Raw genomic sequence first — 12,535 nt, forward strand, 5'->3', positions numbered from 1 at the left:
TGTAATGCAGTGCTGGCTGAGGAATAATCCGTGTGAAAGCAAAACATTAATGCTGTACAGGGACAATCGATGCAGATCAATCGTTGGGAAGGTCTGGATGAATTCGTTGCCGTCGCGGAATGTGGGCAGTTCACCGCCGCTGCTGAGCGGCTGGGAGTTTCGTCGTCGCACGTCAGTCGGCAGATCGCGCGACTCGAAGAGCGCTTGCAGACGCGCTTGCTGTATCGCAGCACCCGGAAGGTCGCGCTGACCGAAGCGGGTCAGACGTTCCTGCATCACTGCCAACGCCTGCAGGACGGACGCGAGGAAGCATTGCGGGCGGTGACCGACCTGACCAGCGAGCCGAAGGGGTTGCTGCGGATGACCTGCGCCGTGGCTTATGGCGAGCGGTTCATCGCCCCGCTGGTGACACGCTTCATGGAGGATTACCCGCAACTGCGCGTGGACATCGAGCTGACCAATAACACGCTGGATCTGGTGCATGAAGGCCTGGACCTGGCGATTCGCCTGGGTCGCTTGCAGGAGTCACGATTGGTGGCCGCCCGGCTGGCCCCGCGCAAAATGTACCTGTGCGCCTCTCCCGCTTATCTCGAACGGTACGGCCGGCCCCACAGCGTGTCGGAACTGGCGCGACACAACTGCCTGATCGGCAGCACGGACAGTTGGCTGTTGCAGCAAAACGGGCGGGAATTTTCCCAGCGGGTCCAAGGCAACTGGCGCTGCAACAGTGGGCAGGCAGTGCTGGATGCGGCATTGCGCGGGGTCGGGCTGTGTCAGCTTCCGGATTACTACGTGCTGGAACATCTCAAGCGCGGTGCGCTGGTGTCGCTGCTGGATGCCCATCAGCCGCCGAACACCGCCGTCTGGGCGCTGTACCCGCAGCAGCGGCATCTGTCGCCCAAGGTGAGAAAGCTGGTGGATTATCTGAAGGCGGGATTGGCGTCGCGGGAGGAGTACAGTAATCATGCCGATCCTTTGTAGGAGCGCGCTTGCCCGCGAATGCGGAGTGTCAGGCTGCAACGACGGTGCAGACATATTGCGTTCGCGGGCAAGCGCGCTCCTATACCCGCAAAAGCAGCGAATCTACTCGCCTTCATTGCAAACAGATCAGCCGTTGAATTCCACACGCCGCTGGCGCAGCCACTCCAGGTCTTCCGGGCGGGTGACCTTGATGTTGTCCGCGCGCCCTTCAATCAGACGCGGCGATTGCCCGGCCCACTCAATGGCCGAGGCTTCATCGGTGATCGCCACATTCGACACCAGACTGTCCGCCAGCGCGCGATGCAGCGCACCCAGACGAAACATCTGCGGCGTATAGGCCTGCCAGATCAGGCTGCGGTCCACGGTTTCGGTCACGCGGCCATTGGCGTCAGCGCGCTTGAGGGTGTCTTTTGCCGGCACCGCCAGCAGGCCGCCGACCGGATCATCCGCCAGCTCGCTCAGCAGATTGTCGAGGTCCGAACGCGCCAGATTCGGGCGTGCCGCGTCGTGCACCAGCACCCAGTCATTGTCCTCAGCGCCGTTGGCGTGCAGGTGCAGCAGCGCATTGAGCACCGAATCCGCACGCTCTTTGCCGCCCGCGACCTGCTGGATGCGGGAATCCAGCGCGCAAGGCAACGTAGGCCAATAAGGGTCATCCACAGCCAGACTGACCACCAGGCCCTTGAGCCGTGGGTGATCGAGAAAGCAAAGCAGGCTGTGTTCAAGAATCGTGAGGCCGCCCAGTTGCAGGTACTGCTTGGGGCGGTCTGCCGCCATGCGCGCGCCAACGCCCGCTGCGGGAATCACTGCCCAGAAGGCAGGAAGGGATTGAGTCATTACGCCAACGTCACTGTGCCAACTGATAAAGGGTCTCGCCGTCCTTGACCATGCCCAATTCATGACGGGCACGCTCTTCAACGGTTTCGAGGCCTTTTTTCAGCTCCAGCACTTCCGCGTCGAGGACCCGGTTGCGCTCCAGCAGAGCATCGTTTTCGGCGTGTTGATCGGCGATTTGCTGAGTCAGACTGGCCACCTGCGCGAGACTGCCATTACCTACCCATAGGCGATACTGCAAGCCAGCGAGCATCAAAAGCAGAACGAGGAACAACCAGTTAGGACTGCGCATTGTGAATATCTGTTACCCGGCGAATAAAGACAGCAAAACCGACCATTTCAAATGCCCATAAGCCCGGTGGTCACCGGGCTTATGGATCAGGACGACAAGAGAAGTCACGCTTCAGTGACTTCTCCTACAACGCCTGCTGCCTTTTTACCATCTTTGCAATCAGCCGCGAAACTCGCCGCGACCACGGTATACCGCTTTGGCGCCCAGTTGCTCTTCGATACGCAGCAGCTGGTTGTACTTGGCGATACGGTCGGAACGACTCAACGAACCGGTCTTGATCTGGCCGGCAGCGGTACCCACGGCCAAGTCGGCGATGGTGGAGTCTTCGGTTTCACCGGAACGGTGGGAGATCACGGCGGTGTAACCCGCAGCCTTGGCCATCTGGATGGCTTCCAGCGTTTCGGTGAGCGTGCCGATCTGGTTGAACTTGATCAGGATCGAGTTACCGATCTTCTTGTCGATGCCTTCTTTCAGGATCTTGGTGTTGGTCACGAACAGGTCGTCGCCCACCAGCTGGATCTTGTCGCCGATCTTGTCGGTAAGGACTTTCCAGCCATCCCAGTCCGACTCGTCCAGACCGTCTTCGATGGAGATGATCGGGTGCTTGCTGACCAGGTCGGCCAGGTAGTCGGCGAAACCGGCAGAGTCGTACTCGCCCTCTTCGCTCAGCACGTACTTGCCGTTCTTGTAGAACTCGCTCGCTGCGCAGTCCAGCGCCAGGGTCACGTCGGTGCCCAGCTTGTAGCCAGCGTTGGCAACGGCTTCGGCGATGGCGTCCAGCGCGTCGCCGTTGGAGTTCAGGTTCGGCGCGAAGCCGCCTTCGTCACCCACGGCAGTGTTCAGGCCACGTGCTTTCAACACCGCTTTGAGGTGGTGGAAAATCTCGGTGCCCCAGCGCAGGCCTTCGGAGAAGGTCTTGGCGCCCACTGGCTGAATCATGAATTCCTGGATGTCGATGTTGTTATCAGCGTGCTCGCCACCGTTGATGATGTTCATCATCGGGACCGGCATGGAGTAAACACCCGGCGTGCCGTTCAGGTTGGCGATGTGCGCGTACAACGGCAGATCCTGGTCCTGAGCGGCAGCTTTGGCAGCAGCCAGGGACACAGCGAGGATCGCGTTGGCGCCCAGGCTGGCTTTGTTCTCGGTACCGTCCAGCTCAATCATCGCGTGATCGAGGGCTTTCTGGTCAACCGGGTCTTTGCCCAGCAGCAGGTCGCGGATCGGGCCATTAATGTTGGCCACAGCCTTCAGAACACCCTTGCCCATGTAACGGCTCTTGTCGCCATCACGCAGCTCGAGCGCTTCACGCGAGCCGGTGGAAGCACCGGACGGCGCGCAGGCGCTGCCGATGATGCCGTTGTCGAGGAGCACGTCTGCTTCCACGGTGGGATTGCCACGGGAGTCGAGAACTTCACGACCTTTGATGTCGACGATTTTTGCCATTGTTGTTAACACTCCAAGATTGACGAAAACGACGCAGCTGGGAAAACGATTCGGCGTCTCAGGGCTCTAGGACAACGGGCAGGCCCTGAAACGACAATTTTCCCGACCCTTTGGTCGGGAAAACAACGAACGGCACTCTACCGGAGGGCTCGGCGCCGGAGAAGCGGGTTTTACGCCGTTTCGATCGTCGGGAAGCTTTTAACGAGTTCGTCGAGCGCCTTGAGCTGGGCCAGAAACGGCTCCAGCTTGTCCAGACGCAGGGCGCAGGGACCGTCGCATTTGGCGTTGTCCGGATCCGGATGGGCTTCCAGGAAAAGACCGGCCAGGCCCTGACTCATCCCGGCCTTGGCCAGATCGGTCACCTGGGCGCGACGGCCACCGGCGGAATCCGAGCGACCGCCGGGCATCTGCAAGGCGTGGGTCACGTCGAAGAACACCGGGTATTCGAACGATTTCATGATGCCGAAACCGAGCATGTCGACGACCAGGTTGTTGTAGCCAAAGCTCGAACCACGCTCGCACAGGATCAACTGATCGTTGCCCGCTTCCACGCACTTGGCGAGGATGTGCTTCATCTCGTGGGGCGCGAGGAACTGGGCTTTCTTGATGTTGATCACAGCGCCGGTCTTGGCCATGGCCACGACCAGGTCGGTCTGGCGGGACAGGAAAGCCGGCAACTGAATGATGTCGCACACTTCCGCCACGGTAGCGGCCTGATCAGGCTCGTGCACGTCGGTGATGATCGGCACGCCAAACGCTTGCTTGATGTCCTGGAAAATCCGCATGCCTTCTTCAAGGCCCGGGCCACGGTACGAAGTCACGGAGGAACGATTGGCCTTGTCGAAGCTGGCCTTGAATACGTACGGAATGCCGAGTTTCTCGGTCACTCGCACGTATTCTTCACAGACCTGCATCGCCATGTCGCGGGACTCTAGGACGTTCATGCCGCCGAACAGAACCATAGGCTTGTCGTTGGCGATGTCGATCGAGCCGACGCGGATGATTTTCTGTGCCATGTGATGAATTCCCTATCAGCCGTTCTTCTGGTGTTGAGCAAGCGCTGCCTTGACGAAACCACTGAACAACGGGTGGCCATCGCGAGGCGTTGAGGTGAACTCGGGGTGGAACTGGCAGGCCACGAACCATGGATGGTCAGGGGACTCCACCACTTCAACCAGTGCGCCATCACCGGAGCGACCGGAGATTTTCAGGCCAGCTTCGACCAGTTGCGGCAGCAGCTTGTTGTTCACTTCATAACGGTGACGGTGGCGCTCGACGATGACGTCGTTGGCGTAGCAATCGTGTACCAGAGAGCCCGGCTCAAGCAGGCAGTCCTGCGCACCCAGACGCATGGTGCCGCCCAGATCCGAGGTTTCGGTACGGGTTTCGACAGCACCGGTGGCGTCTTCCCACTCGGTGATCAGACCGACAACCGGGTGCTGGCTGGCGCGATCGAACTCGGTGGAGTTGGCGTCTTTCCAGCCCAGCACGTTACGTGCGAACTCGATGACCGCCACCTGCATGCCCAGGCAGATGCCCAGATACGGGACCTTGTTTTCACGAGCGAACTGCACGGCCGTGATCTTGCCCTCGACGCCACGCAGGCCGAAGCCGCCCGGCACGAGAATCGCGTCAACGCCTTCGAGCAGACCAGTGCCCTGATTCTCGATGTCTTCGGAATCGATGTAGCGCAGGTTGACCTTGGTGCGGTTGCTGATGCCGGCGTGACTCATCGCTTCGATCAGCGACTTGTACGCATCCAGCAGCTCCATGTACTTGCCCACCATCGCGATGGTGACTTCGTGTTCCGGATTGAGCTTGGCGTCGACGACCTTTTCCCACTCGGACAGGTCGGCGCTGCCGCACTGCAGGCCGAAGCGCTCGACGACGAAGTCGTCAAGGCCCTGGGAATGCAGGATGCCCGGGATCTTGTAGATGGTGTCGGCGTCTTCGAGGGCGATGACCGCGCGCTCTTCAACGTTGGTGAACTGCGCGATCTTGCGGCGCGACGAGATGTCGATCGGGTGGTCGGAACGGCAGACCAGCACGTCTGGCTGCAGGCCGATCGAACGGAGTTCTTTCACCGAATGCTGAGTCGGCTTGGTCTTGGTCTCGCCAGCGGTGGCGATGTACGGAACCAGTGTCAGGTGCATGAGCATGGCGCGCTTGGCGCCCACTTCGAAACGCAGCTGACGGATCGCTTCGAGGAACGGTTGCGACTCGATGTCGCCCACGGTGCCACCGATTTCGACCATGGCGACGTCGGCATCGCCGGCGCCCTTGATGATGCGACGCTTGATTTCGTCGGTGATGTGCGGGATCACCTGAATGGTCGCGCCCAGATAATCACCACGGCGCTCTTTGCGCAGGACGTGTTCGTACACACGGCCGGTGGTGAAGTTGTTGTTCTGGGTCATGGTGGTGCGAATGAAACGCTCGTAGTGACCCAGGTCCAGGTCAGTTTCGGCGCCGTCGTGGGTGACGAACACCTCACCGTGCTGAAACGGACTCATGGTGCCGGGATCGACGTTGATGTAGGGGTCCAGCTTGAGCATGGTGACCTTAAGTCCCCTCGCCTCCAGGATGGCCGCCAATGAAGCCGAGGCGATGCCTTTCCCCAATGAAGAAACAACACCGCCCGTGACGAAGATGTAGCGCGTCATGAAAAACCCTAGAAGTCTGCGTTAAAGCGGTCAGAGCCGCCGGGGAAAGCGAAGGAAGGCCGAAGCCCCCGAAAACCTGCGTGTTTCACTGTGGATTTTCGAATCTGTCGCGCCCAAGTCAACGACCGACCTTGAAAAGGTCTGTCCGTGGCTCGCCACATTTTTGAGAATCGCCCAGTAAAGACTGGCTGGTAATCGGCAACTTGCATCGTTCCGGAAGGATCGACATAAGCTGTATCAAGAAGGGAGCGTAGTCTACCGGAAAGGCCCTTTCAGCTCAAACTTTGGTCATTCGTCGGTGGCAACCAGTGCAATCGCCAGTCACCACGGGGGCTGGCGTCCAGTCCCGGGAGGTTCGCCACGGCCAATAACTGCTCGCCGCGGTACAACAGCGGCAATCGGCCGCGCAGAAAAACCGGCACGCCCTTCTCATTGAGGAGCCGTTTGAGGTCTCGTCGGCCTCGGTCCGGCACATCGAAGGTTTCACCGCCCTGACGGTAATGCACATGCAGACCGCCCGCCGGCGCAGCGCCGAGAATCTGCAGCATACCGTTGCCCGGCAGCGTGAGGGGTTGCGAGGCCAGGGACCAGTGTTGCGAGCCGGCGACATTTTTCAGCCAGATCCCCGACAGCCACCAGATGCGCCCCTCGGCACGGTGCATCTGACCCTCGGCCAGCCGCCAGATGGGCCTACCGTCCGGACCGGCATCGCGCAACGAATCCCAGCCTGCCCAGTGATCGGTATCAGGCAATCGCGTAAGCGGCGCCAGCCAGTGGCGCAATGCGTTGCGTTGGCGGGCGGGTGACAGCGCTTCGAGCGGCGCGAGCTCAAGGGAGGGCATGTCCAGCCAGGGCCAGGGGCACGGCGTAGCGGCGAGGGCGAGGTCCTGCACCGCCAGTTCGTCCAGCAACTGTTGGGCTTCGGCCAGATGCGCGGCGCTGCGGGCCATGCTCGCGATCGCTTGGGGCCAGCGCGTGGTCACCAGCGGCAATACATGGCTGCGCAGGTAGTTGCGCGAAAAGCGGCTGTCCTTGTTGCTAGGGTCCTCGATCCAGCTCAAACCCTGCTCCCGGGCATAGGCCTCCAGGGTTGCGCGGGATTCGTCCAGCAGCGGACGAAATAACTGCCCTGCGCCCAAAGGACGCTGCGCCGGCATGGCGGCCAGCCCGCGCACCCCGGCGCCACGCAGCAGTCGGAACAGCAGCGTTTCAGCCTGATCGTCACGGTGCTGGGCGGTGAGCAGTACCTCGCCTGCCCCGAGGGTCGAGTTGAACGCGGCGTAGCGAGCCTCGCGTGCAGCTTGCTCAAGGCTCGCGCCGGGGCGCACCTGGACGTCGATGACTTCCATCGGCACACCCAGAATCTGACACATCTGCCGGCAATGCACCGGCCACGACGCAGCCACAGCCTGAAGGCCATGGTTGACGTGAACAGCGGTGAGAGGAGGAAAGGCGTGCGCCCGGGCCAGTTCGGCCAGCAGGTGAAGCAGAACAGTGGAGTCGAGCCCACCGGAGAATGCGACACGCCAGCCGACAGCAGCGCGCCAGGGTTCGAGGCGCGACAGCAGACGTCTGGAGAGTGCGAGTTTGATGCTGTCCGGTTTGCTCATGCTGGTTAACCCTGCTTAAAGCTCGCCGGACCGGGTGACGTCACCGGGTTCGGTGACGCTCTTCGTGCAGAACGGTCCGGTTAAAGGCCATAGCTCATCAGGCGGTCGTAACGGCGGGCCAACAGCGCGTCGTTATCGAACTTCTGGAGCATGCTCAGTTGGCTGCTCAATTCTTCGCGGATCAAGGCTGCGGCAGCGGCCGGATCACGGTGCGCGCCACCCAGTGGCTCATTGATCACCTTGTCAACGATGCCCAGGCCTTTCAAGCGTTCGGCAGTGATGCCCATCGCTTCGGCAGCGTCCGGCGCTTTCTCTGCGGTTTTCCACAGGATAGACGCGCAACCTTCCGGCGAGATTACCGCGTAGGTCGAGTACTGCAGCATGTTCAGTTGATCGCACACGCCAATGGCCAGTGCACCGCCCGAACCGCCTTCGCCGATGACTGTGGCAATGATCGGCGTCTTGAGGCGCGCCATCACGCGCAGGTTCCAGGCGATGGCTTCGCTCTGGTTACGCTCTTCGGCGTCGATGCCAGGATAAGCGCCCGGCGTGTCGATGAAGGTCAGGATCGGCATCTTGAAGCGCTCGGCCATTTCCATCAGGCGGCAAGCCTTGCGGTAGCCTTCAGGACGCGGCATGCCGAAGTTGCGGCGAACCTTCTCGCGCACTTCGCGGCCTTTCTGATGACCGATCACCATCACCGGCTGGTCGTTCAAGCGGGCAATGCCGCCGACGATGGCGGCGTCGTCGGAGAAATGGCGATCGCCATGCAGCTCGTCGAACTCGGTGAAGATGTGTTGAATGTAGTCCAGCGTGTACGGACGACGCGGATGACGCGCCATGCGCGCGATCTGCCAACTGGTCAGGTTGCCGAAAATGCTTTCGGTGAGCGTATTGCTCTTCTCTTGCAGTCGAGAGATTTCATCGCCGATGTTCAGCGAGTTGTCATTGCCTACCAGACGCAGCTCTTCAATCTTGGCTTGCAGGTCAGCAATCGGCTGTTCGAAATCCAGAAAATTCGGGTTCATAGGCATCCGTCTTGGGTCGACGGCCAAGAGGCCGGCCGGTTGATCCGATAAGCGCCATACCTTAATGGAGCAGGCGCCTTTCGGTCGAGTTTAAAGTGTCGAGTCATCAATATTGAGCTGATCGGTGTCAGCGATACTGCAGGAAGACGTTCTCTCGTCCGAACTGGTCACGCAGCGCCTGGATCAGGCTGTCTGCGGGATCGATTCGCCACGCTTCGCCGAACTGCAGCAGTGCCTTGGCTTCCTGCCCGGTGTAGTCGAGGGTGATCGGGCACGCGCCGCGGTGTTTCTTGCACAGTTCTCCCAGCCAGCGCAGCCGGTCGCCCTTGAGCGCTTCGGCACGCACGTTAAGACGCAGGCTCTCCGCCAGCCCGGTACGCGCTTCTTCCAGGCTCATCACCCGTTTGGCACGTAACCGCAGGCCGCCGGAGAAATCATCGGTGCTGACCTCCCCTTCCACCACCACCATCGCGTCGGTTTGCAGCAGCGACTGGGCTGCCTGGAACGAATCGGCAAAGAGCGAGGCTTCGATACGCCCCGAACGATCGTCCAGGGTGATGAAGCCCATCTTGTCGCCCTTTTTGTTCTTCATCACCCGCAGGGCGATGATCAGGCCGGCGATGGTCTGGGTTTCCCGCGAGGGCTTGAGATCAACGATACGCTGGCGCGCGAAGCGGCGTATCTCGCCTTCGTATTCATCGATCGGGTGCCCGGTCAGGTAAAGGCCCAGGGTTTCTTTCTCGCCACGCAGACGCTCTTTGAGAGTGACCTCTTTGGCGCTGCGATGGTTCGCGTAAACGTCGGCGTCGGCTTCGACGAACAGGCCGCCGAAGAGATCGGCATGGCCGCTGTCGTGGCTGCGCGCGGTCTGCTCGGCGGCCTGAATGGCTTCTTCGAGTGCGGCCAGCAGGACGCCGCGGTTACGGTCGATATTGGCTTGATACTGTTTTGGCTCGTCATAGAAGAACGGGCCGAGACGGTCCAGGGCACCACTGCGAATCAGGCCATCGAGCGTGCGCTTGTTCACGCGCTTGAGGTCGATGCGGGCGCAGAAATCGAACAGGTCGGCGAACGGGCCTTCCTGACGCGCTTCGGTGATCGCTTCCACCGGGCCTTCGCCGACCCCTTTGATCGCGCCGAGACCATAGACGATACGGCCGTCGTCGTTCACGGTGAACTTGAACTCGGAGTTGTTCACGTCCGGCGCATCCAGACGCAGCTTCATGATCCGCACTTCTTCGATCAAGGTCACAACCTTGTCGGTGTTGTGCATGTCAGCTGAAAGCACCGCCGCCATGAACGGCGCCGGGTAGTGACGCTTGAGCCAGGCGGTCTGGTACGACACCAGCCCGTAGGCCGCCGAGTGCGACTTGTTGAAACCGTAACCGGCGAACTTCTCTACCAGGTCGAAAATGTTACCGGCCAGGTCCGGGTCGATGTTGTTGGTCTTGCAACCCTCGATGAAACCGCCGCGCTGCTTGGCCATTTCCTCGGGCTTCTTTTTACCCATTGCACGACGGAGCATGTCAGCGCCGCCGAGGGTGTAGCCGGCCATGACCTGGGCAATCTGCATCACCTGTTCCTGGTACAGGATGATGCCGTACGTCGGCGCAAGCACCGGCTTGAGGCCTTCGTACTGGTAGTCGACGTGGGGGTACGACAGCTCCGCACGGCCGTGTTTACGGTTGATGAAGTCGTCGACCATGCCCGATTGCAAAGGACCCGGACGGAACAGCGCAACCAGTGCGATCAAGTCTTCCAGACAGTCAGGCTTGAGCTTTTTGATCAGCTCTTTCATGCCGCGGGATTCAAGCTGGAACACGGCGGTGGTTTCGGCGCGCTGCAGCAGCTCGTAGGTCGGCATGTCGTCCAGCGGGATGAACGCGATGTCGAGGGGCTCTTCGTCGACCTTGGCGCGTTCGCGGTTAATCGTCTTCAGTGCCCAGTCGATGATGGTCAGGGTGCGCAGACCCAGGAAGTCGAACTTCACCAGACCTGCTGCCTCGACGTCATCCTTGTCGAACTGGGTGACCAGGCCGCCGCCCTCTTCATCGCAGTAGATCGCCGAGAAGTCAGTCAGTTTGGTGGGCGCGATGACCACGCCGCCGGCGTGCTTGCCGACGTTACGCACAACGCCTTCCAGCTTGCGCGCCATTTCCCAGATTTCGGCCGCTTCCTCATCCACCTTGAGGAAGTCGCGCAGGATCTCTTCCTGCTCGTAGGCTTTTTCCAGGGTCATGCCGACTTCGAAGGGAATCATCTTGGACAGACGATCAGCCAATCCGTAGGACTTGCCCTGCACCCGCGCCACGTCCCGGACCACCGCCTTCGCGGCCATGGAACCAAATGTGATGATCTGGCTGACCGCGTTGCGGCCGTATTTTTCGGCCACGTACTCGATGACCCGATCGCGACCGTCCATGCAGAAGTCGACGTCGAAGTCGGGCATGGAGACCCGCTCTGGGTTAAGGAAACGTTCGAACAGCAGGTCATATTCCAGCGGGTCGAGGTCGGTGATCTTCTGCACGTAGGCCACCAGCGAGCCGGCACCCGACCCTCGGCCCGGCCCCACCGGCACGCCGTTGCTCTTGGCCCACTGGATGAAGTCCATAACGATCAGGAAGTAACCGGGGAACCCCATCTGGATGATGATATCCAGCTCGAAATTCAGGCGGTCGACATAGACCTGTCGCTTGGCCTCGTAGTCCGGCGTGGTCTCTCTCGGCCAGAGCACGGCGAGGCGCTCTTCCAGCCCCTCGAAGGACACCTTGCGGAAATATTCGTCGATGGTCATGCCATCGGGGATAGGGAAGTTGGGCAGAAAGTGCGTGCCCAGCTTGACGTCGATGTTGCAGCGCTTGGCGATCTCGACGGTGTTGGCGAGGGCGTCCGGCAGGTCGCTGAACAGCTCGGCCATCTCCTCCGCGCTCTTCAGGTACTGCTGATCGCTGTAGTTGTGCGAGCGGCGCGGGTCGTCCAGCGCGCGGCCTTCACCAATGCACACACGGGTTTCGTGGGCTTCGAAATCTTCCTGCTTGATGAAGCGCACGTCGTTGCTGGCAACCAGCGGCACGCCATGGCGCTCGGCCAGGGCGACGGCCGCGTGCAGGTGTTCTTCATCATTGATGCGGTTGGTACGCTGGACTTCGATGTAGAAGCGGTCCTGGAAGACCGTCAGCCACTCCTTCAGCAGCTCGTCGGCTTCGGCCGGATTGCCGCCGAGGAGGGCCATGCCGATCTCGCCTTCCTTCGCCGCAGACAGGGCAATCAACCCTTCGCTGGCTTCGGCGACCCACTCGCGCTCGATCACTACCAGACCATTGCGCTGGCCGTGCATGAAGCCCCGGGAAATCAGTTCGGTGAGGTTGAGGTAGCCTTTGGGGTTCATCACCAGCAGGCTGAGACGGCTCAGCGGTGCATCGCGGTCGCGTCCGGCCAGCCAGATGTCGGCCCCGCAGATCGGCTTGATGCCTGCACCCATGGCGGCCTTATAGAATTTCACCAACGAACACATGTTGTGCTGGTCGGTCACCGCCACGGCCGGCATGTTCATGGCCGTGAGCGCTTTGACCAAGGGTTTTACTCGGACCAGACCATCAACGAGGGAGTATTCGGTGTGCAGGCGTAGATGAACGAAAGAAGCCGGCATGGGTGATCCTATGGTGCACAAAAAACGAAGGC

9 protein-coding genes are annotated in these 12,535 nt (G+C 60.8%); 1 reads left to right on the forward strand and 8 read right to left on the reverse strand.

The features are described from left to right. The first annotated feature begins 75 nt into the window (after window positions 1-75). A complete protein-coding gene (locus ACYAR8_RS09875) occupies window positions 76-981 on the forward strand; it encodes a LysR substrate-binding domain-containing protein (RefSeq protein ID WP_463579780.1) in 906 nt (301 codons plus the stop codon). A gap of 126 nt (window positions 982-1,107) precedes the next feature. On the opposite strand, the gene ispD is transcribed toward ACYAR8_RS09875, so the two are convergent. The 8 genes from ispD to dnaE form a co-directional block, all read right to left on the reverse strand. After that, window positions 1,108-1,818, reverse strand: a complete 711-nt coding sequence (gene ispD / locus ACYAR8_RS09880; RefSeq protein ID WP_074891279.1) for a 2-C-methyl-D-erythritol 4-phosphate cytidylyltransferase — start codon at window positions 1,816-1,818, stop codon at window positions 1,108-1,110. Window positions 1,819-1,828: 10 nt separating this feature from the next. Further along, the gene (gene ftsB, locus ACYAR8_RS09885) at window positions 1,829-2,107 is read right to left on the reverse strand and encodes a cell division protein FtsB (RefSeq protein WP_037014212.1); all 279 of its coding nucleotides are present in this window, start codon (window positions 2,105-2,107) and stop codon (window positions 1,829-1,831) included. 159 nt (window positions 2,108-2,266) lie between these two features. Continuing rightward, on the reverse strand, window positions 2,267-3,553 hold the full coding sequence (eno, locus tag ACYAR8_RS09890) for a phosphopyruvate hydratase (RefSeq protein WP_074891281.1): 1,287 nt from the start codon (window positions 3,551-3,553) through the stop codon (window positions 2,267-2,269). Between the two features lie 170 nt (window positions 3,554-3,723). Continuing rightward, window positions 3,724-4,569, reverse strand: a complete 846-nt coding sequence (gene kdsA / locus ACYAR8_RS09895) for a 3-deoxy-8-phosphooctulonate synthase (protein WP_065989822.1) — start codon at window positions 4,567-4,569, stop codon at window positions 3,724-3,726. A 15-nt stretch (window positions 4,570-4,584) separates the two neighbouring features. Continuing rightward, a complete protein-coding gene (locus tag ACYAR8_RS09900; protein WP_074891284.1) occupies window positions 4,585-6,216 on the reverse strand; it encodes a CTP synthase in 1,632 nt (543 codons plus the stop codon). A gap of 272 nt (window positions 6,217-6,488) precedes the next feature. Next, complete coding sequence (tilS, locus tag ACYAR8_RS09905) at window positions 6,489-7,826, reverse strand: tRNA lysidine(34) synthetase TilS (protein ID WP_108120930.1); 1,338 nt, start codon at window positions 7,824-7,826, stop codon at window positions 6,489-6,491. An 80-nt stretch (window positions 7,827-7,906) separates the two neighbouring features. After that, the gene (locus ACYAR8_RS09910; protein WP_065989826.1) at window positions 7,907-8,854 is read right to left on the reverse strand and encodes an acetyl-CoA carboxylase carboxyltransferase subunit alpha; all 948 of its coding nucleotides are present in this window, start codon (window positions 8,852-8,854) and stop codon (window positions 7,907-7,909) included. Between the two features lie 127 nt (window positions 8,855-8,981). Then, entirely contained in the window at window positions 8,982-12,503 is a 3,522-nt protein-coding gene (gene dnaE / locus ACYAR8_RS09915; RefSeq protein WP_463579755.1) for a DNA polymerase III subunit alpha, read from the reverse strand. Between the last annotated feature and the right edge of the window lie 32 nt (window positions 12,504-12,535).

The organism is Pseudomonas sp. HP_01, assembly GCF_055284355.1.

Coding starts and splice junctions, on each gene's coding strand:
- ispD (WP_074891279.1), bottom strand. CDS start 1,818: ATGACTCAATCCCTTCCTGCCTTCTGGGCAGTGATTCCCGCAGCGGGC.
- ftsB (WP_037014212.1), bottom strand. CDS start 2,107: ATGCGCAGTCCTAACTGGTTGTTCCTCGTTCTGCTTTTGATGCTCGCT.
- eno (WP_074891281.1), bottom strand. CDS start 3,553: ATGGCAAAAATCGTCGACATCAAAGGTCGTGAAGTTCTCGACTCCCGT.
- kdsA (WP_065989822.1), bottom strand. CDS start 4,569: ATGGCACAGAAAATCATCCGCGTCGGCTCGATCGACATCGCCAACGAC.
- ACYAR8_RS09900 (WP_074891284.1), bottom strand. CDS start 6,216: ATGACGCGCTACATCTTCGTCACGGGCGGTGTTGTTTCTTCATTGGGG.
- tilS (WP_108120930.1), bottom strand. CDS start 7,826: ATGAGCAAACCGGACAGCATCAAACTCGCACTCTCCAGACGTCTGCTG.
- ACYAR8_RS09910 (WP_065989826.1), bottom strand. CDS start 8,854: ATGAACCCGAATTTTCTGGATTTCGAACAGCCGATTGCTGACCTGCAA.
- dnaE (WP_463579755.1), bottom strand. CDS start 12,503: ATGCCGGCTTCTTTCGTTCATCTACGCCTGCACACCGAATACTCCCTC.